Annotated in this window: 15 protein-coding genes and 4 tRNA genes; 16 read left to right on the top strand and 3 right to left on the bottom strand. The window is 65.4% G+C overall.

Annotated elements, in window-relative coordinates:
- Nucleotides 1–66: 66 nt before the first annotated feature.
- From G1C96_RS06320 to amrS, 5 genes are all read left to right on the top strand, one after another.
- Entirely contained in the window at nt 67–1,002 is a 936-nt protein-coding gene (locus G1C96_RS06320; RefSeq protein WP_169275803.1) for a lysophospholipid acyltransferase family protein, read from the top strand.
- A gap of 275 nt (nt 1,003–1,277) precedes the next feature.
- A complete protein-coding gene (locus tag G1C96_RS06325) occupies nt 1,278–2,276 on the top strand; it encodes an NAD(P)H-dependent glycerol-3-phosphate dehydrogenase (protein ID WP_169275804.1) in 999 nt (332 codons plus the stop codon).
- Nucleotides 2,277–2,396: 120 nt separating this feature from the next.
- Entirely contained in the window at nt 2,397–3,569 is a 1,173-nt protein-coding gene (locus tag G1C96_RS06330) for a D-alanine--D-alanine ligase family protein (protein WP_169275805.1), read from the top strand.
- A gap of 565 nt (nt 3,570–4,134) precedes the next feature.
- Nucleotides 4,135–5,766: an AmmeMemoRadiSam system protein B gene (amrB, locus tag G1C96_RS10360; protein ID WP_205832073.1), complete on the top strand. Its 1,632-nt coding sequence runs from the start codon at nt 4,135–4,137 to the stop codon at nt 5,764–5,766.
- 123 nt (nt 5,767–5,889) lie between these two features.
- The gene (gene amrS, locus G1C96_RS06340; RefSeq protein WP_169275807.1) at nt 5,890–7,023 is read left to right on the top strand and encodes an AmmeMemoRadiSam system radical SAM enzyme; all 1,134 of its coding nucleotides are present in this window, start codon (nt 5,890–5,892) and stop codon (nt 7,021–7,023) included.
- Between the two features lie 21 nt (nt 7,024–7,044).
- Here amrS and G1C96_RS06345 read toward each other — a convergent pair whose 3' ends face one another.
- Nucleotides 7,045–7,824 carry a mechanosensitive ion channel family protein gene (locus G1C96_RS06345; RefSeq protein WP_169275808.1) on the bottom strand — a complete coding sequence of 260 codons (780 nt, stop codon included), beginning with the start codon at nt 7,822–7,824 and terminating at the stop codon, nt 7,045–7,047.
- 166 nt (nt 7,825–7,990) lie between these two features.
- Here G1C96_RS06345 and G1C96_RS06350 point away from each other — a divergent pair, with 166 nt between their 5' ends.
- The gene (locus tag G1C96_RS06350) at nt 7,991–8,938 is read left to right on the top strand and encodes an aldo/keto reductase (protein WP_169275809.1); all 948 of its coding nucleotides are present in this window, start codon (nt 7,991–7,993) and stop codon (nt 8,936–8,938) included.
- An 18-nt stretch (nt 8,939–8,956) separates the two neighbouring features.
- Here the strand turns inward: G1C96_RS06350 and G1C96_RS06355 are convergent, their stop codons facing one another.
- Both G1C96_RS06355 and G1C96_RS06360 read right to left on the bottom strand, forming a co-directional pair.
- On the bottom strand, nt 8,957–9,172 hold the full coding sequence (locus tag G1C96_RS06355) for a hypothetical protein (protein WP_169275810.1): 216 nt from the start codon (nt 9,170–9,172) through the stop codon (nt 8,957–8,959).
- Between the two features lie 144 nt (nt 9,173–9,316).
- A complete protein-coding gene (locus G1C96_RS06360; RefSeq protein ID WP_169275811.1) occupies nt 9,317–9,724 on the bottom strand; it encodes a DUF1304 family protein in 408 nt (135 codons plus the stop codon).
- Nucleotides 9,725–10,078: 354 nt separating this feature from the next.
- Here G1C96_RS06360 and G1C96_RS06365 point away from each other — a divergent pair, with 354 nt between their 5' ends.
- From G1C96_RS06365 to G1C96_RS06410, 10 genes are all read left to right on the top strand, one after another.
- Complete coding sequence (locus G1C96_RS06365; RefSeq protein WP_169275812.1) at nt 10,079–10,831, top strand: hypothetical protein; 753 nt, start codon at nt 10,079–10,081, stop codon at nt 10,829–10,831.
- 49 nt (nt 10,832–10,880) lie between these two features.
- Nucleotides 10,881–14,492 (top strand): prealbumin-like fold domain-containing protein, encoded by a 3,612-nt coding sequence (locus tag G1C96_RS06370; RefSeq protein ID WP_169275813.1) that lies wholly within the window; start codon nt 10,881–10,883, stop codon nt 14,490–14,492.
- Nucleotides 14,493–14,669: 177 nt separating this feature from the next.
- Nucleotides 14,670–15,968 carry a SpaA isopeptide-forming pilin-related protein gene (locus G1C96_RS06375; protein WP_169275814.1) on the top strand — a complete coding sequence of 433 codons (1,299 nt, stop codon included), beginning with the start codon at nt 14,670–14,672 and terminating at the stop codon, nt 15,966–15,968.
- A 636-nt stretch (nt 15,969–16,604) separates the two neighbouring features.
- A complete protein-coding gene (locus G1C96_RS10365) occupies nt 16,605–17,420 on the top strand; it encodes a DUF2510 domain-containing protein (protein WP_169275815.1) in 816 nt (271 codons plus the stop codon).
- Nucleotides 17,421–17,533: 113 nt separating this feature from the next.
- The gene (locus G1C96_RS06385; protein WP_169275816.1) at nt 17,534–18,379 is read left to right on the top strand and encodes a class I SAM-dependent methyltransferase; all 846 of its coding nucleotides are present in this window, start codon (nt 17,534–17,536) and stop codon (nt 18,377–18,379) included.
- A gap of 98 nt (nt 18,380–18,477) precedes the next feature.
- Entirely contained in the window at nt 18,478–18,777 is a 300-nt protein-coding gene (locus tag G1C96_RS06390) for a hypothetical protein (protein ID WP_169275817.1), read from the top strand.
- 292 nt (nt 18,778–19,069) lie between these two features.
- Nucleotides 19,070–19,142 (top strand) — tRNA-Gly (locus G1C96_RS06395).
- 12 nt (nt 19,143–19,154) lie between these two features.
- Nucleotides 19,155–19,226: transfer RNA gene (locus tag G1C96_RS06400), tRNA-Val, on the top strand.
- Between the two features lie 47 nt (nt 19,227–19,273).
- A tRNA-Val gene (locus G1C96_RS06405) sits at nt 19,274–19,346 on the top strand.
- Between the two features lie 21 nt (nt 19,347–19,367).
- Nucleotides 19,368–19,440 (top strand) — tRNA-Ala (locus G1C96_RS06410).
- Nucleotides 19,441–20,960 lie beyond the last annotated feature (1,520 nt).

The following is a 20,960-nucleotide window of genomic DNA, read 5'->3' on the forward strand; positions in this document are numbered from 1 at the left end:
CGCCGTGCCGGGCCGCATTCGCGCGCGAGAGGAAACGCCGCGTCGCGCATGCGGCACAATAGAGGCATGGCATCCAAAGGAAAACCGTCGCCGCGCTCGGCCGTGAGCCCGCTGAGCGACGCACAGGTGGCGCGCCTCGCGCAGCGCCACACGCTCGTCGACCCCATGCACGACTTCCCCACCGGGCCGGACCGCAAGGCCAACGTGCCGGAGATCAACGCGCAGAACCCCAAGGGCACCCGTCGCCTGCTCAAGGGCGTGGACGTGGTGTTCCGCGCCAGCTGCAAGACGCGCGCGTGGGGGCTCGACCGCGTGCCGGAGACCGGGCCGTTCATCACCGCCGCCTCGCACGTGACCATGTTCGACGTGTTCGTGCCGATGGCCTCGCTGTTCCACATGGGCCGTCGCCCGCGCTACATGGCCAAGGCGGAGATGGCCAAGTGGCCGATCATCGGCAAATGGTTCCAGATCGTGGGCATGCAGCCCGTGCAGCGTCACGCCGGCAAGGCCAAGGCCATCGAGGAGACCAGCGTGGGCATCCTCACGTCCGGGCGTCCGCTCACCGTGTGGCCGGAGGGCACGGTGACGCGCGACCCGCAGAAGTGGGTCATGAGCATCAAGGAGGGCGTGGGGTACATCGCGCTCGAGGCGTCGCGCCGGCTGGGACGCGAGGTGCCGCTGTTCTGCGCCGCCACGTGGGGCGCGGCGAGCATCAACCACTGGTGGCCGTGGCCGCGCAGGAACGTGGTGATGTGCTACGACGAGCAGCTGCACTACGCCGACCTGCTCGAAGGCATGGAGTCGTGGGGCGAGGAGCCGCCGGTGGACCGCGTCAACGAGCTGACCGACCGCGTGTTCCGCAGGCTCAACGTGGTGCTGGAGGAGATCCGCGGCGAATCGTTCCCGGCCGAGGGCTACTGGGACTACCGTTCGATGAGCCGCAAGCCGATCGACATCCACAAGGCGCTCGGCGAGCCCGGCGCCGGCAGCCTCGGTCTGTAGGTCTGCGGGCCGTATCCGCTGGTCCTGCAGCCGCAGATCTTCGTCAGCCTGCAATTATGCCGATCCTTGGCATGACTATTGCAAGGATCGGCAGATGTGCGTGCAAATCGGTCTTTTCGAGCTTGTCAGAACGCATATTTGCCGATTCTTGCGTGTTCCGTGCCAAGGATCGGCAGATGTGCACTCGGATGCGCATCCGCGGGACTGCCGCGGCCGGCGCGGACGGTGTAGGCTGGTGCCGTTATGCGGTCGTTCGAGGAGGGCCTGATTCAACGATGACGAATGTGACTGTGCTGGGAGCCGGAGCGTGGGGCACCACCTTCGGTCAGGTGCTGGCCGACGCCGGCAACGACGTGACGATGTGGGCCATCGAACCGGAGATCGTGGAAGGCATCCGCGACCACCACCACAACGGCGTCCGACTGCCGTCCGTCGAACAGCTGCCCGCCAACATGACCGCCACCGGCGACCGCGCCGAAGCCGTGCGCGACGCCGAGATCATCGTCGTGGCCATTGCCGCGCAGGCCGCGCGCAGGGCGCTCGCCGACTTCCGCGACCTCATCCCCGAGCGCGCCATCGTGGTGAGCCTCATGAAGGGCATCGAGCGCGGCACCAACAAGCGCATGGACGAGGTGGTGCGCGAGGCGCTCGACCTGCCGGAGAACCGCTTCGTGGCCGTGTCCGGCCCGAACCTGAGCAAGGAGATCGCCGCGCGCGAGCCCAGCGCCACCGTGGTCGCCTCCACCAATCCGTACGCGGCCGCCAAGGTGGCGAACGCGTGCTCCACGAGCTACTTCCACCCGTTCACGTCCACCGACGTGATCGGTCTGGAGATGTGCGGCAGCCTCAAGAACGTGGTCGCGCTGGCCGTGGGCATGGCGCGCGGCGCGGGCTACGGCGAGAACACGGCCGCGATGATCGAGACGCGCGGCCTGGCCGAGCTGACCGCGCTGGGCAAGGCCGCCGGCGCCGATCCGAAGACCTTCGCCGGACTGGCGGGCGTGGGCGATCTCATCGCCACGTGCGGCTCCCCGCTGAGCCGCAACTACACGTTCGGCGCGAACCTCGGCAAGGGCCTCACGGTGGAGGAGGCGACGCGCGTGTCCAACGGCGTGGCCGAGGGCGTGCCCACCACCGACGCCGTGGTGGCGCTCGGCGACCAGCTGCACGTGCCCACGCCGCTGGCCTTCGCGATGAGCCACGTGCTGCACGAAGGTATTAGTTGTGAGCAGATGCTGGGCGAGCTGTTCGGCACCGAAATCACCGCAGAGTAGGCTGTAGCGCGGCACAGGCGATTCGGCGCGCCGCGGGCGGCCGGTCGCGGGAAGACCAGGCAGAAGACCACCGGAGAGTCAGCGGGCGGAGAGCCCCGGACGGAAGAGGAGTTAACGGAGATGGCCAGGAAGCGTATTGCGGTGTTGTACGGCGGGCGTGCGGACGAGCACCCCATCTCGTGCATCTCCACCGCCGGCGTGCTCAAGGCGCTGGACACGGACAAGTTCGAAGCGGTGCCGATCGGCATCACCAAGGACGGACAGTGGATCGTGAACGGCGAGGATCCGCGCGGCTGGGACCTGAACGGCGCCGAGCTGCCCACCGTGAAGGTCACGCCGGAGTCCCGTCCGGTGATCCTGGACATCGCGCTGGGCCAGGACGGCTTCTTCGCCGGCGAGCATGCCGATCTGACCGACGCCGCCGGCCACGGCCGCCACGGCGCCGCGGTCTCGCTGGGCCACATCGACGCGGTGCTGCCGGTGCTGCACGGCCCGTACGGCGAGGACGGCACGGTGCAGGGCCTGCTCGAGATGATGAACGTGCCGTACGTGGGCTGCGGCGTGTTCGCGTCCGCCGCCTGCATGGACAAGCACTTCACCAAGGTGGTGCTCAACGCGGCCGGCATCGCCACCGCGCCCGGCATCACGCTGGACACCCGCCTGTTCGACGCGGCATCCGAGTTCGCGGCGAACGCCGACGCGGTGCTCGCGCAGGTGCAGGATGCGGGCCTCAAGTACCCGCTGTTCGTCAAGCCGTCCCGCGCCGGCTCCAGCTTCGGCGTGACCAAGGTGGAGCGCGAAGGCGACGCGGCCGCGCTGATCGCCGCCGTGTACGAGGCCGGCAAGCACGACTGGAAGGTGCTGGTGGAGCAGGGCATCAACGCGCGCGAGATCGAGTGCGCGGTGCTGGCCCCGAAGCCCACCGACGAGCCGGCCGCCAGCTGGCCGGGCGAGATCGTGCTCGACCGTCGCAACGCCGGCGACGACCAGTTCTACGACTTCGATTCCAAGTACACCGACTCCGAGGCCTCCCACGTGGAGGTGCCGGCCAACCTGCCCGCCGAGACGCTCGAGCGCGTGCGCGAGACCGCCGTCAAGGCGTTCAAGGCGCTGGATCTGGCCGGTCTGAGCCGCGTCGATACGTTCGTCACGCCGGACGGCGAGGTGATGATCAACGAGATCAACACCATGCCCGGCTTCACACCCATCTCCATGTATCCCAAGGCGTGGGAGGCGACCGGCGTGAGCTACACCGAGCTCATCACGCGCCTCATCGAGGGCGTGCTGCGCTGAGCGCGTTCCTCCTGCCGTGATGCCGGCGGCCTGCATTCTGCCGGCTTCATCGGTTTCGGTGATTTGCCGGACGCCCGGACATGCATCGTGCGATGCGTGTCCGGGCGTTTTTATTGCGGCAGCGGTGCGCGGCGGTGCAAGGGGCGCGGGGCTGTGCGGGGTTGTGCGGGACCGTGCGGATTGGTGCGCGGAGCTGTGCGCATCCGTGCGGAAGCGGGAATGCGGGCGGACACTCAGAAGAAGGGACCCTTCTTCTGAGTGTCACCTCCGGGTAGACCCGCGTCGTCTGCCTCAAAAAATGGTTATTTTCCGGCGGCCGATGCGCGGTTTTCGGGCTCGATACCTGCCGGGCACACTCAGAAGAAGGGACCCTTCTTCTGAGTGTGTCATGAGCGCTCAAGATCAGATAGTTCCCAAAGCCTTGCTGCCTTCTGTTGCTCCAGCATTCATCCAGCAACCGCGCACTACGATGAAAATCGGAATCCGAACGGCTTTCGATGCGTCAGTGATTCGATGCGTCAGTGAAGAGGCAACGATGGGGAATGCACAAGTGGGGAACGAACACATGGGGAACGAGCAGGCAGGGAACGGCCGATTCCGGCGCGTGCGCCCGCCGGCGGTGGCGGGCGCCTTCTACCCGGCGGATCCGCGCGAGGCGACCGCGATGCTGGACGAACAACTGGCCTACGCGCGCCGGCTGCTGCGCGACCGCGACCGCGGTACGGGCGCGTCCGGCGGTGCGGGCGAACCGGCCCGCGCGAACCTCCGCCCGTGGCCCAAGGCGGTGATCGTCCCGCACGCCGGCTGGGTCTACTCCGGCACCGCCGCGGCACTCGCCTACGCGCTGCTCGAGGCCGGCCGCGGCACCGTCCGCCGCGTGGTGCTCGTCGGCCCCACGCACCGCGTGGCCGTGCGCGGCGTGGCGATGAGCACCGCCGACGCCTGGCGCACCCCGCTCGGCACGCTCGCCGTGGACGTGGAGGCCGAACGCCGCGTGCTGGACGCCGGCAGCACCCGCCTCATCGTCAACGATCCCACCCATGCCCGCGAACATGCGGTGGAGGTGCAGCTCCCGTTCGTCCAGCGCACGCTCGGCGGCGACGTCTCCATCGTGCCGCTCAACGCCGGCGACGCCACGCCCAAGGAGGTGGGCGACGTGCTGCGCGCCCTGTGGGGAGGCCCCGAGACGGTGATCGTCATCAGCTCCGACCTTTCGCACTACCACCCCGAGCGCGAGGCCCGCGCGATCGACGACGAGACGATCCGCCGCGTGGGCGCGTTCGACTTCCCGATCACGCCGGACCGGGCGTGCGGCGCGTATCCGATCAACGGCCTGCTGGACGTGATCGCCCGCAGCATCGGCGCGGTGGACGGCGACACCGCAGGTGGCGATGCCGCAGGCGTCGATGCCGCGGACGGCGCTTCGGCCACCGTCGATCTCGAGTTCCTGGGCTGCTCTACCTCCGGCGACGACGGCGTGGTGGCACTCGCCGGCGAGGATCGTCCCGCGATGCGCGACCCGGACGAGCGCGTGGTGGGCTACGCGGCGTGGGCGCTGTGGGAGCACGATGCCGACACTGATCCCGGCACTGACCTCGGCACCAGCCCCCGCCCCGGCACCGACTCCGATGCCGACGCCGCCACCGTGCTGCTGGGCGTGGCCCGCGCGTCCCTGGCCGAGCGGCTCGGCATCGCCGCGGACGGACCGTCCGCCGCGGAGCTGATCGCCGCGCATCCGTGGCTGGACCGGCTCGGCGCGAGCTTCGTCACGCTCACCGAAGGCGGGCGACTGCGCGGCTGCATCGGCTCGATCATCGCGCATCAGTCCCTCGGCCGTGACGTGGCCGAGCACGCCGTGGACGCCGCGATGCGCGACCCGCGCTTCCGTCCCGTCTCCGCGCAGGAGTATCCGCTGCTGCGCATGGAGGTGTCCGTGCTGGGCGTGCCCGAACTCATGGAGCACGTGCCGTCCCGCGCGGCGCTGGAAGCCGCGCTGCGCCCCGGCATGGACGGGCTCATCATCGAGGACGCGCACGGGCACGCGGCCACGTTCCTGCCGCAGGTGTGGGACGAGCTGCCCAACCCGCACGCGTTTGTGGGACATCTGCTGGCCAAGGCGGGTCTGCCCGCCGATCTGGACTGGGACGACGGGCGGATCATCGCGCGGCGATACACTGTTCACGCATATCGGGAGTAACGTTCGGAAGTAGCATGCGGAAGTAACGTTCAACAAGTTCAACAACGACGCACGCGCCGACGGTTCGGCGCGGCGCGTCGGACGGGACCTATCGGATGAGGACCTCGGACAACGGGAGGTGACATGGGCACGGAAACGGGAGCGCGGATCATGCATCCGGTGTTCGGCCGCTGGCAGCACCAGCTGGACGACGGCCGCGCCCAGTGCGACCTGTGCCCGCGCGAATGCAAGCTGCGCGAGGGGCAGCGGGGCTTCTGCTTCGTGCGCTCCAACCACGAGGGGCGCATCGAGCTGGACACGTACGGCCGCTCGTCCGGATTCGGCCTCGACCCGGTGGAGAAGAAGCCGCTCAACCACTTCCTGCCGGGTTCCTCCGTGCTGAGCTTCGGCACGGCCGGCTGCAACTCGGCGTGCCGGTTCTGCCAGAACTGGGACCTGTCCAAGGCGCGCAGCTGGGACCGCGTGGCCACCGAGGCCGAGCCCGACGACGTGGCCGACCTCGCCGTGCGGCATCGCGCGCGGTCCGTGGCGTTCACGTACAACGATCCGATCGTCTTCGCCGAATACGCCATCGACACCGCCGACGCCTGCCGCGAACGCGGCCTGCACCCCATCGCCGTGACCGCCGGCTACATGAACGCGTGCGCGCGCCCCGAGTTCTACAACGCGATGGACGCCGCGAACATCGACCTCAAGGGCTTCACCGAGGAGTTCTACCGCAGCGTCACCGGCACGCATCTGCAGGACGTGCTCGACACCATCGAATACGCGGTGAACGAGGCGCGCACCCCTTCGGGCGAGCGCGTGTGGGTGGAGCTCACCACGCTGCTCATCCCCGGGCGCAACGACGACGACGCGCAGCTGCACGCCGAATGCGCGTGGATCCGCGAGCACTGCGGTACGGACGTGCCGCTGCACTTCAGCGCGTTCCACCCCGACTACAAGATGCGCGACGTGCCGCCCACGCCGCTGGCCACGCTGATCCGCGCGCGCGAGATCGCGTACGCCGAGGGGCTCAGCTACGTGTACACCGGCAACGTGCACTTCCCGGAGGGGGACACCACGTACTGCCCGAATCCGGAGTGCGGTGCGGCGCTGATCGAGCGCGACTGGTACCGGATCGAGTCCGACCGGCTGGTGCGCGACGATACCGACGATGCCGCGGGCATCGGCGGTGCCACCGGCAACGCGGCCGCCGACGACGTCCGCACGGCGCACTGCCCCGACTGCGGCACGCCGATCGCCGGCCGCTGGTAGCCGCCGGCGGTCTGCTGAGTCCTACGCGCCGATCGCCGCGCGCTGCTCCAGGAAGTCCGCGTCCGCCAATGCGCGCACCACGGCGTCCTGCATCGTGGAGGCGAACACGCCCGGCTTCGCGAACGCCCACACCTCGCCCTCGATGCCGTACGGCGAGAATCCGGTGAACTTGACCAGCGGATTGGAGCCGTCCAGTGCCATGTCCGCGGTGGCAGCGCCCACCACGGCCGTGATGCGCGCGCTCACCGCGTCCGGGTCGCTGCCGGCGCGTGCGGTGAACGGCACCTTGACCAGCGCCTCGTTGGCGGCCGGCATCTTCTTGAGCTCCTTGGTGTTGAGCACGGAGTTCGGGATGACGAGCTCGTTGCCGTTGCGCTCGCGGATCACCGTGTGTCGCCACGTGATGTCCTTCACGGTGCCGGTGGCGCTGGCGATGGTCACCTCGTCGCCGGGCTGGATCACCTTGCCGAGCATCAGCCCGAATCCGCCGATCACGTTGGCGATGGTGTCCTTGAGGCCCAGCGAGATCGCGACGCCGCCGACGCCGAGGGCCGTGACGATGGTGTTGGGGTTGATGCCGAACACCGGCTGCAGCACCATGCTGATGGCCACGATCCAGATCACCACGCGCACGATGTTGATGAAGATCGTGGCGGTGGGCACGTCGGTCTTGTCGAGCAGCCGCCGCATCCACCGCTTCACGATGCGGTTGGCGACGAACGCGGCCACCATCACGAGCACGAAGAACACGAGTTTGCCGGAGTTGGCATGCAGCCACTGCAGGGCGAAGTTGACATCCATGCGGCCCATCCTAGGCGTACCCCGCGTTCGGGAGAGGCGCGGATGCTGCTCATGCGCTGGGAAGATGCTGGCAATGGGCTGGGAAGCGGTGTCGTCCGTAGACCGCGCAGTCTACAGTGGAAGCGGTGTGAGTAAGTGCCCCGATCGATGACGATAGGAGGCCGGGATGGACATCTACGAGGGACCTGCCCGTACCGCGGACCGTGCGGACCGTGCGGCGGACCATGCGTCGGACGCGACGCGGGCGACGCGGCGGACCGTCACGCTGCGCGACGGCGGCGCGATGCCGCTGTTCGGCATGGGCACGTGGCACATGGCCGAGGACCCGTCCAGGCATGACGCGGAGGTCGCGGCGCTGCGCGAGGGGCTGGCGCTCGGCGCGCGGCTCATCGACACGGCCGAGCTGTACGCGGACGGCGGCGCGGAGACGCTGGTGGGGGAGGCGCTGCGCGGCGCCGAGCCTTCAATCCGGCGCGAGGATCTGTTCGTCGTGAGCAAGGTGATGCCGTCGCACGCCGGGCGCACGCACATGCGCGAGAGCTGCGAGGCGTCGCTGGAGCGGCTCGGCACGGACTATCTGGATCTGTATCTGCTGCACTGGCCCGGTTCGGTGCCGCTGCGGGAGACGGTGGCGTGCATGGAGGCGCTGCGCTCGGACGGGCTGATCCGCCGCTGGGGCGTCTCCAACTTCGACGTGGCGGACATGGAGGCGCTGTGGCGCGTGCCCGGCGGCGATGCCTGCGCGGTCAATCAGGTGCTGTACCACATCGAGTCGCGCGGCACGGAGGTGGCGCTGCGCCCGTGGATGGACGCGCACGGGGTGGCGATGATGGCGTATTGTCCGATCGCGCAGGGCGGGCGTCTGGCGTACGGCGTGCTGGACGACCCGACGGTGCGCGGGGTGGCGCGCAGGCACGGCGTGACGCCGGCGCAGGTGCTGCTGGCGTGGGCGATGCGCGACGGGCGCACCGTGGCGATCCCCAAGGCCGGCACCGTGGAGCACATGCGCCTCAACGTGGCCGCGTCGCGATTGGAGCTCGACACGCGCGATCTGGCCGAGCTGGACGCCCGGTTCCCCGCGCCGCGCGTCAAGCCGCCGCTCGACTGGCTGTGAGCTGTCGGAGCGTGAGCGCTACATCACCTTCATCACGACGGCGCCGATGCCGAACACGAAGAGGACGAAGCCGCAGATGCGCGCGAACAGCAGCGCGCCGCGGCTCGGATCGGTGTAGGTGTTGGTGACGCGGCACACCAGATCCCACACCCATTCAGCGGCGAACAGCAGCGCCGACCCCCACAGGGCCAGCACCACGCATGCCACGATGAATCCGATGTCCCCGCCGGTCATATGCCGCTCCTTGCTCCGGGTTGGTGTCCGATTGCGTTGTTGTGTTGTTGCGTTCTGCGCCCATCCTACGCACGCCGCGGGATGGGAGCGGAATGCGGGACGATGCCGCGGGATGATGCCGCACCGATCGTCAGCCGTCGTCCGTCAGCCGAGCAGCGCGACCGCGAGGAGCGCCAGCGTGACGAGCGGCGGCACGAGCTGCAGCGTGGCCCACTTGCGCCGGTACGGTTCGGCGATGATGGACATGAGCGCCGCGAACGTCATGCACAGCGTGGACGCGGTCATGAGCGTGGCGGCCACGATCGGCCACGGCTGCGCGCTCGGGATGAGCAGCAGCGCGCCCGCCACGGCCATCGCGGCGAGCATGAGGTTGTAGCGCCCCTGCTGCCGTGCGGCCTTGAGTGTGGCGCGCGCGTCCTCCGCGGAGGTGATGCCGAAGAAGTCCATCGTGCGCGGCTCCAGCCAGTGCCGCGTCTGCAGCACGTACAAGCTTGCGTGCTCCGCGCCGGACAGCGCCGCGCCCAGCGCCGCGATGATCATGACAATATGCATGCGTCCCAGTGTACGGGGGAATGGGGGAGGTTTGGGGTGTGTGGGCGTGCGGATGGGCGGAGGTGAGGCCATGCGCCTGTGTGATCGTGAATACTAACGTTCGGCATGTGCGATTGTGTGCGTGTTGCGACATTTTTTTGCCACGGTTTTCATGGCTGCGGTTCGTGTGTCGCCGTGCGTGCATGCCGTCAATCGTTGCCAGCAGTGGGATACTGTCGTCGGGCTGTGCTCGAGGAGCCTGCGCGCTGGTGCGGGGAGACAGGTGTAAAACGATACACACTGGCCGCGGTCCTGCTGATTTAGGGGGTATAGTAAGGGGTCTAGAAGGTTTTCGAAATGTGGGATGAGACTCGTATGTCCAACAGCAGAGAGAGCGGCAAGGGCGCGGCGCGACGGCCGGCGCGTTGTGCGATGCGAAGGCTGACCGCTGCAGTTTCCGCCGTCGTGATGCTCGTCACCTTCGGGGTGGCGGCCGGTGCGTTTGCCGACGACGTTGTAGGCACCCCCGAACTAACCCCCGATGTGACGGTCAATGCGCAATCAAGCATCTCACCGAACATCACCTCGTCGGCCCCCGCGCAGGAAACCACCACGGTCCCGACCCCTCCCGCCGAGCTGTCCTCCGCCGATGCGTCCGCGTCCAATGCCGCATCGTCTCCCACTGCCGACACCGCAGCAACCCAGCCCGCCCCCGCAGCCGTCGCCGCCGCCAACTGCTCCGCCGTCACCACCTGGACCGAGCTGAAGGAATGTGTGGAAGGTGCGACTGCAGACGCCACCGTGACCATCACTGCGTCGGTGACCGACGTCCCGTCCGACGTCAGCATCATCGTGCCGAGCCATAAGATCACTATTGTCACGGCCATTCCTGCGAATACGGACGGTACTGTGCCGGCCGCCATCCGGCCTGCCGGCAACGTCACCGGCGATTCCCTGTTCATCATCAATCAGGGCGCCAGTCTCGCCATCGGCAGCGATGCGAACGACAAGTTCGCCTACTCCGGCACCGCCGCCGCCGTTGCCGTCCGGCGCTTTGCCACGGTGAACAATGGCGGTGTTCTCACCGTCAACGCCGGCACGTTCGAATACATCACGGTGGGTGGATAAGGGTGCGCTTGCGCTCAGCTATGGTGGTACCGTCACCGTCAATGCGGGCATGTTCCAGAACATCGTGACCACGTACGGCGATGGCTCGCAGGGCGGCGCCATCATCCATCAGGAGACTGGCGGCACTATCGTTATCAACGGCGGCACGTTCCAGAACAATAAGGGTACGCGAGGAACCGTGCTGTACGTATATGACGGCGACATCTCCAAGGTCGAGATCCACGGCGGTCAGTTCCTCAACAACAAGTCGAACATGGCCGGCGGCGTCATCATGCAGAACGCGGCGAAGGGCACCATGATCATTGACGCCCAATCCGGCAATATCCCGCTGTTTTCCGGGAATGCATCCGGCAATGCGGGTAATTCCAAAGGCGGAGCCATCCACAACAACGGCAAGCTGACGGTCAGTGCCGGTACGTTCCAGAACAACACCGCCTACGGGATTGGTGGCGGCGCCATCTCACAGGATGGGGGTTCCACCACCATCGTTCCCGCCGATGGCCAGACGGTCACGTTCCAAGGCAATGCGCACAATGTGCGTGACGCCGATGGCAATCCAGCGCAATGCAACACCACGAGCGGCGAGGCGGATGCCTGTTGGGGCAACAACTGGAAGGCGGGCGGTGGCGCGATCTACGTGACCGCGGGTCAGCTCAACGTGCAGGGCAAGGTTACGTTCAACGGCAACTACACGCGCACTTGGGGATACATGGACGGCGGTGGCGCCATCTACGTCAAGGGTGTGTTCTGGCTCCAGAACGATGCCAAGGGCAACAAGCCGCTGTTCGAGAACAACTACGCCGGCGTCGAGCAGCGTGAAACCAATACTGCGGATGGCACGGTGAAGACCGCGTTCCGCGGCAGCGCCGGTGGCGCGATCTTCCTGCAGGAAGGCAGCGTCGACAACAAGAAAACAGACGAGACTCAAAAGTACTCGTCCCGCGCGTACATCATGGGCGGCGAGTTCAGGAACAACACATCTGGCTATCTGGGTGGCGCTGTCTACACTGAGGCCGGCACCTTGACTTACATTGCCAAGGCCGTGGCGACGGGCAATGTCGCTGGCCACTTCGGCGGCGGACTGTGGCTGTGCCCGTCCGGTACCGGCACTGCGTCCAAGGGCGGCAACATCGCGTTGTTCGACAATAAGGTGGACAAGTCCATCGACCTGAACAATGAAGCAAATCGTTCCCCGTATCCGAATGACAAGCCGTTTACTGGTGATGCACTGGTAAGTTGGGATAACGGTGGCAGCGATAAGCAGTATGGTACGGTAAACGGAACCGGTACGGAGGCCGGCGACGACTTTGCCATCATGAACCCGATGTGGAAGGGCGAGATCGGAAGTACCAATTTCCAGCTGATGAACACGTGGTTCACCGATCGCACCAAGACGGTTGTGGATTGGTATTACGATGGCACGCCACTCAAGTCGGCCAGCGGCTTCCAGGATTATTTCCAGGATCCCGAGATCCAGTCCAAGGGCGGATGGCACGGTCACTATACCAATCCTGAGGGCAACGACGGCGGTGGCACCAACCTTGCCGTGACGATGACCGGTGACCGGTTCAGCGAAACAGGCAGCAGCAATGAGAAGATCCCGGATGATGAGTACACGGATCATGTCCGCACTCTGAATCTGACGCGTAAGGCATCGAGCGATAATAAGGGCGTTTTTACCACCGGCATCGCTCTCAAGGCCCAGAAGGCCGACGGCATGTCTGACGAGGAGTGGGCCGCCGCCAAGGATGGTGCGCTCAACAGCGCGTCCGTGGTGCTCACCGGCAATGCCGCGCGTCTGTCCGGCGGCGCGTTCGCCACCAACGGCGACGTGAAGTTCTCCACCCCGTACACGGCTTCGTGGTCGAAGGTGGACAACAACACCACTAACCCGGCTCCGCTTGCGGGTTCCGAGTGGACGCTGAGCACCACGGGGACCGGTGTTTCGGAGGATGCAGCTCGTAAGAATACTGAACTGGGCGGCCCGTTCAACACCGACTTCTACCCGACGATCTGCCCGACGGACAAGGACGGCAATCTCGTCGGCACCGGCTACGCGGATGGCGCCTGCTGGGAGGAGACCGTCGAGACGAAGGACGGCACGACAACCGTCACCCGCACGGCCATCGTCAAGGACAACATCGCCAACGACTCCAATGCCGGCAACGACTACGCGTACGCCGGCTTCGACAACAACCCGGTCGGCGGCGGCTTCGACATCAACAATCTGGCCAACGGCACGTATACGTTGACCGAGCGCAAGGCTCCGACCGGCTATCAGCTCGATAGCACGCAACACACGTTCAAGGTGAACAATGCGCAGGCGAAGTGGAACAACGCTCAGGGACGATCCACAGAGAACGTCGACATCGACATCGTCAACACGCCGCTTCCCGGTGTGTCATGGTCGAAGGTCGACGCAGACAACAGTGGTGTGCTGGTCGGCGGTTCCGAGTGGACCGTGACGAAGCTTGACGATCAAGGCCGACCGATTGATCATACCGCACGTACCGTAACCGACTGCGTCGATCCGTCGAATGATACCAAGGCCACGCCGTGCGCCGATGGCACCAGTACGACCAAGACCTACGCCGATACCAACGGTGCGGTTGGCGTTTTCTCCATCAAACTCGACGAAGTCGGCACCTATCAGTTGAAGGAAATCGTCGTGCCTGATGGCTATTGGCATCCCGAGGCATCGACAACGTATCAGTTCACCATCACATCAACTGACAAAGCCGACGCCAAGGTGGCTGTGTACCCGACCGACGGCTCCTCCAACCCGTTGCCAAGCAACAACATCCCGAACAAGCGCACGCAGGTGGCGTGGAGCAAGGTGGCTGCGGACAACCCTGACGGTGATCCGCTCTCGGGCGCCGAGTGGGAGATCTCCGGTCCGTATGACTCCGCCGGTAAAACGATCAGCGGCGTGAAGCCTGTGACGGCGAAGGTAACGGATTGTACCAGTGAGCCCAACGCGCACGACCCCTGCGGCTCGCATCAGAACAGTCTGGACAGCGCCAACGGCGCAACACCCACCTACGCCGACCTTGACCCTGCCGCCGGCAAGTTCAAGGTGGCCGGTTTCGCGCTGCCAAGTGACGCGAACACGCATTACTACTACCACCTCACGGAAACCGAGGCGCCGACGGGCTACATCAAGACCGACACGGTGTACGAGTTCGTGATCGACTCCACGGCCCCGACCGGTACTCTAAAATTCGTCAAGATCTGCCCGGCGGATTCGTCGGCCACCACGTCGTCGTCCGTCACGTTCGCGTCGCTGTTCGCATCCGGTACGAATGCGAACACCACGGAGTGCGGCGACGACAGCGATACGTCCGCCAACCTCATCCTCAACTACAAGGCCGTGGCGGCGCTGCCGCTGACGGGCGGGCCGGGCACGGCGCGCGACTGGATGACGGTCGGCGGTGCGTTCGTGGCTGCGGCGGGCATTGTCGCGGCGCTGCTCGACGCGCGTCGGCGTCGGATGGCGGCGATCGCAGGCGACGCAGGCACGGGGGCGATGGTGTTCACATCGGCACCTACGTGGCCTAGCGGTGGTCCGAGCTTCGCAAACGGCAGCCATGCGCGTCCGATGCACGGATCAGGACTCGGGACCTCCATGGGGCGCACACCGAAGGGGCGCCATGCGATCTGACCCGAACACAGTATTTGCGGATCGCGGAACGCGGCCGCCGCACGGCAATCCAACGGACTGCCGATGCGGACGGACGTGCGCCGGTACGGGTACGTCGGCGTCCGACTCCAGCCTCCGCGACCCCCACAACCGAACCATTGCAGAAGAAACACAGAAAGAAGAAAGAAGGGTTCTCTCATGAAGATGAGGAAACTGTTCGCCGGCCTCGCCCTCGGCACCGCCCCCGCCAGTGCGGCGGATGGTGCAGGTGCTGCCCAAGCGGAGGGGACGATTGTGCTGAAGGCCGCTGACGTGCATGACCTGACCTCGAACGCCGAAGGAACCACTGCGCGACGGTTCAAGTACGTGAAGCTCGCCGCATACCAGCTGACGCCGGACTCGACGACGGGGCCGAATCTGACCTTGGCGACTCCTGACAGCCTCAAGACCCCGGTGGAGAACGCCATCAAGACGCTTGATGGCTACGAGAACACTGATTTTACCGGTAAAGGCGATCCGCTTGCTTGGTTTGCGGGACAGACTGTCAAATCAGAAACTTGGCGTGCCTTCGTTGCAAAGCTGAAAGAGCAGACCGGATTCGCTCTCTCGGCAAATGCGGTATCTCCGATCTTGGATTCTTCTGCTGATCCTAAGTCTTTGACTTTTGGGACTAATTCTCTTGGAGATCCTGGCTTGTATCTTCTGGTGGATCAGACCACAGAATATACGACCGATGTTGACAGCAGCACTCATTGCACTACGACCTATGGTCCTCTGCAGGACATCATCATTGGTACACGTATTACCACTCCCAGTGGCATTTCTAATGCTGACGGTACGCTGAACCTTGATGCCAAGAACTCAAGCGGACAAGGGAATGTGCCTAATGGTGCTGCCGAGGTGAAGACCACGAAACACGACAATTGCTACCCGGATATCAACTTTGTCAAGAAGGGCGTTAACGGCGATTCGGCTTACCTTAATGGCGCGAAGTTCACCATTAAGAAGCTTGCTGACGAAAATGAATCTGTTGCCGATAAGAATGCGTTTGATGCGCTATGGAAGTCCGCTAATAAGTTCGATGCGACTTTTAAGTCTCAGGAGCAGGTCTCTACCGGTAAGGGTAACTTCAGTTTTTCGAATCTGACGCCCGGAAAGTACCTAATCTTCGAGACCGACGTCCCGAGCCCGTATCTTGACGATTACGCTGCGCGCCTTGTGCTGACTGTCACTCAGGTGAAGGACGGTGCGAGTGTCAACAATACGCTGGAATTCAAGGTCTCCGAGATCGGTGATAACGAGTTGCTTACCGCGACCGGCAAGGATGGCAGTACGAGCAAGCCATTCGAGTACAAGAACATTCAGAACATCACGCAATTGCCCAAGACCGGTGCGGCGGGTACGGCGATCTTCTCGGTGATCGCGGTGCTCATCGCGGCGGCGGCCGGCACCGTCTACATGAAGTCGCGCGCCACCAAGCGCGCGCTCAACGCCTGACGGTCGATCGCCCGGCGTGACGTGCTGATCAACGGATCGGTCCCCAGCCAGCTGCTCTGGTTGCGGGACCGATCCGTTTTTCGTTGCCGCTCCAGCCGGTCGGTGCAGCCTGCTTCAGCCGTCACCGGCCTGCACCGTACGCAGATTTGGCGGATCTGACTATCGTTTTTGCGCAGCGCACCTCCCGCTTCCGCAGGTTTGGCAGATCTGACCTCGTAGAGCGGTTTTGGGGGCTCTCCGGGGTCGCTTCTGCCAAATCTGCGGATCGGCGTCCCAGTGCGATGGTCGGATCTGCCAAATCTGTGCGGTTGGTCAGTGCAGTCGGTCAGTGCGGTTGCTCGGTGTGGCTGATCTGCATCGTTCGGCCCGCACCGTACGCAGATTTGGCGGATCTGACCATCGTTTTTGCGCAGCGCACCTCCCGTTTCCACAGATTTGGCAGATCTGACCTCGTAGCGCGGTTTTGGGGGCTCTCCGGGGTCGCTTCTGCCAAATCTGCGGATCGGCGCTCTAGCGTGATGGTCGGATCTGCCAAATCTGCAACGAACCCCGGCGCAGGCGCAGAGTATCGTTGGGCGTATCGCATCGCGCGGTCGCGACCTGCGTCACCGTGCAACGTACAAGGAGGCACACGTCATGGCAGAGGCTGAGGCACAACCCGGCTGGTACCCCGACCCCTCGGGCGACCCCGACAGGCTGCGCTGGTGGGACGGCGAGGCGTGGGCCGAGTACTACGCGCCGGCGCCCAAGTCTCGCGACGATGACGATGACGACGATGCCGACAACAACACCGATCAGGCCGACTGGCAGTCCGATCGCCCATCCGCGCCATCCGACTACGGCCACGACTACGACCCCGCGCAGGGCCACGGTCGGCACCGGGCGCCGCAGTCGCAATCGCAACCGCAGCAGCCGTACGCGCAGACGTCGGGCTACGGGTCGCCCTACCCGCAGAACGATTACGCGCAGAACGGCTACCCGCAGAACGGCTACGGTCAGCCTCCCTACGCGCAGCCCAACTACGCGCAGTACTCCCAGACCGCCTACGCCCAGACCTCGTACGCGCAGCCGCAGACCCCCGGCCCGCAGCAGCCCGGCTACGCCCCGCAGTCGCAGCCGTTCCCGTACGCGCAGTCGCCCGTGCCCCAGCAGCCGTATCCGCCGCAGCAGTACGGCCAGCAGTACGGCCAGTACGGTCAATACGGCGCCGGCGTGACGCTCACGGACACCGACCGCACCCTGCGTCTCATCGCGTTCGTGCTCAACCTGCTCACCACCGTGGCCCTGTGCTGGCTGTTCGTCCCCCTGATCTGGATGATCCCCATGACCGTGCACACGTGGTCCCTGTACAAGGGCGACCGCCCCAACACCGTGGGATTCGGCGTGTGCAACCTCATCTTCCTCAACAGCATCGCCGGCGTGCTGCTGCTGGTGAGCACCAAGAACGTCTGACGCGCGCCCGGGCCGTGTGCTCTTGGTGTGTACGCTCTCGGGCTGTGCGCGCCTACGCTGAGAGGCGACGGGGAATCGACGGAATCCTCGGAATCGTTCGGATGGGAGACGCGATGACGGACACGGCGAACAAGACGGATCGCACGGATCGCACGGAGTTCCACGGCAAGGCGGAGGCGTACGCGCAGGCGCGACCGGGGTATCCGGCGGAGGCGATGGCGTACATTGGCACGCTGATCGGCGGCTCGTCCGTACCTGATGCGGCGTCCGCGACTGAAGGTCTGCCCGTACCCGCCGCCGCGCCCGATGCTTCGCCCGTCACCGTGGCCGACATCGGCGCCGGTACCGGCAAGTTCACCGTGCCGCTGGCCGCGCTCGGCCACCCGGTGTTCGCCGTCGAACCCGACGCGGACATGCGCGCCGCGCTGCGCGGAGCCGTCGCCGACCTGCCCAACGTGACCGTGGTCGACGGCAACGCCGAACGCACCGGGCTCCCGGACGGCAGCGTCGACGTCGTCACCTGCGCGCAGTCGCTGCACTGGTTCCGCCACGACGCGTTCCTCGCCGAATGCGCGCGCATCGCACGGTGCGATCGGGGCAGGTGTGGCGATCGGGGCGGGCGTGGCGATCGTCGCATCCTGCTCGTCTCCATCTACAACCGCACGTCGTTCGACTCCGGCATGCGCCACTGGGACGGCGGCCCCGCGCTCGCCGGCAGCGTCGACCACGTGCGTCGCACCACCACCGAATATTTCCGCCACCCCGCCGTGCGCGAATTCGCCAACCCGATCCGCTACACGCTCGACTCCTGGCGCGCCTTCATGGACTCGCACTCGCACAGCCCGCTGCCCGACAGCCCCGACTATCCGGCGCATCGCGCATGGGTGGATCGCATCTTCGCGCAGCGCGCCGTGGACGACAACGTGTGCGTGGTCACCGGCGAGGTGCTGACGTTCTGAACGCCGATTTGCCCCACGGTAAAATCTTGCGCCCGACCCTTCCGCTTCGCCGCGATCCGCCTACCGTAGGAGGCATGAGCATTGCAGCGAAATATCCTATGAGTCAGTACCTCGGTGGCATCGTGGAAGCGCTCAAGGCCGCTCCCGGCAACGGTGCCAACCCCAACGACGTCGAGACCATCCGCTTCTACGGCGAGCTCGGCAACGACATCCCCTCCTCCCAGCTGCCCAACCTGCTGGTGGCTATCGCGCACGCCACGCGCGCCGTGTCCGAGAACGCGGACGCCAAGTCCAGGTTCTCCGCGGCCAAGGGTTTCGCGTACGTGAAGGAAGCGCAGAACGCGATCATGGACACGCTCGACGAGGCGTCCGAGGCGCTCGTGGAGAAGCGCGGCTGACTGCGGCTGACTGCGTCTGACTTGCATCGGCGCCGCCGGGTTACTTTCCGCCCGACGGCGCCGACGCATGTTTGGCGGGGCGGCGTGATGTCGTGATCGCGAAGCCGTACGATCATACCCGTTGCGTCGTTGGAGGCGCACCGACTTACCGCCGCGATGACGCTCCGTCGTGGCGTCGCAGCATGGCGTCGTACCGTACGTCGCGCCATCGCGACACGCCGAAGACGCGCTCGATTGGCGCTTCGCGCGATGGTCGTGTATTATCTCCATCTGTTGCCTGTTAGGGCAGCATGCGGACATAGCTTAGTTGGTAAAGCGCAACCTTGCCAAGGTTGAGACCGCGGGTCCGAGTCCCGTTGTCCGCTCGCAGCAGACCCGGGCGGTTGGCGCAGAGGTAGCGCACTTCCCTGACACGGAAGGGGTCACAAGTTCGAATCTTGTATCGCCCACTCTGCCGGAGCAATCCGACGGGCATGCATGACTGCTGCACAGCGCCGGGCGATTGGCGCAGCGGCTAGCGCACTTCGTTCACACCGAAGGGGTCGTAGGTTCGATTCCTACATCGCCCACTGTTCATGCATGCACAACTTGGGGCTATGGCGCAGCTGGTAGCGCATCTCCATGGCATGGAGAGGGTCAGGGGTTCGAATCCCCTTAGCTCCACCCACTGAGGCCGGTCATCGCGACCGGCCTTTTTCGTTTCTGCGCCGCGGTTGCCTAAGCCGGCGTCTTTTCCGCGGCGGCGTCTTTCCGGACTATGCCCCAGAACCCGCGTCCCGAGATCGCAACGTTGCGATGATCGACCAGGTTAGGTGTCGCGGATGCCGTCTCCGATGGTCGTTCGTCGCAACGTTGCGGTGATCGACCAGGTTGGGTGTCGCGGATGCCGTCTCCGATGGTCGTTCGTCGCAACGTTGCGGGATCTGGCGGCAAGCGTAGGGGCGGGTTTCTCGTCGCGCCGTTGCGGTTCCGCGGTTTCTCCCAAAACCCGGCTCTTCGTTTGCCGGGATTCGGAGGATGCGGGGCGCGGGCCGGCACTCGACCGGGAATCGCAACGTTGCGACGATCGACCAGGTTAGGTGTCGCGGATGCTGTTTCCGATGGTCGTTCATCGCAACGTTGCAGGATCTGGCGGCAAGCGAAGGGGCGGGTTTCTCATCGAGGCGTTGCGGTTCCGCGGTTTCTCCAAAAACCTGGCTCTTCGTTTGTCGATCTTCGGTTGCCGGGGTCTGTCTTCCGGGGGCTGCCCGCCTGGACGTTCGTACCAAAGGCTTCGTTCGACGGGAGTCTTCCGAGACGCATTCCTGACCGGGACGCTTCCTGATTGGCGCGCTGCCTGGCGCGACCATCGATCGCAACGTTGCGATGATCGACCATCCTGCGCGTCGTCCGGTCCCTGCCCCGGTGGCTTCCCATAGCAACGTTGTGATGATCGACCGTTGTGCGTGCCAGTTGCGCTCCCTCGATGGTCCGCCGTCGCAACGTTGCGATGATCGACCGTCGTGGGCGTCCGTGTGCGTCGGTTTCGTGTTTCCCGATGGCTTTTCGTCGCAGCGTTGTGGTGATCGTACGTTTGCGGGGCGGAGATGGGCGGCCGCGGGACCTCGTCCGTGGCGCGGTGTCGTTTGGCGTGGTGTCTGACACGGGGTCTGACATGGGACGCGGTGTTTGGCACGGTGCGTGACGTGGGGCCCGTCGTCGTTCGGGCGCGCGACACGCCGATGGTCGGGGTGCCGGGAGCGGTTTTCGGGGCGTCCGCATGGCCCCGGTCGGTGTTCGGGGCTTGTTTCTGGGTGTGTGCGACACGCCGATGGATGCGAGTGTTCCGTAGGGTTTTCGGGTGGTCGCCCGGTGTCTGGTTTGCGTGATCCGGGGGAGTCGTGTAAGTTACTTACTCGCTGCCGCTGAGCGGTCCGGTTCCTCCGGTTCGGCTGGTTCCGGGGTTCGCTTGGCTGGTGTGGTGGTTTGAGAACTCAAGAGCGTGTTTGTACTACTTCTTTATGCAAGTTGTCATTTTCATATGATTGCCAGTTCATTTCCCGCCCTTGGCGGTTTCGCCTGGGGTGCCCGGGAGGGCCTAACGGGGAGTGAGGTTTTTGTGTGGACGTCCTTCCTTATAGGACGTCTCGTCAATTAGTTTGAAGAGTCATCTATTCGGATGTCTTTGCAAGTTTTTTTGTGGA

It is taken from the genome of Bifidobacterium moraviense (assembly GCF_012932365.1).
In the GTDB taxonomy this organism is placed as follows: Bacteria; Actinomycetota; Actinomycetes; order Actinomycetales; family Bifidobacteriaceae; genus Bifidobacterium; species Bifidobacterium moraviense.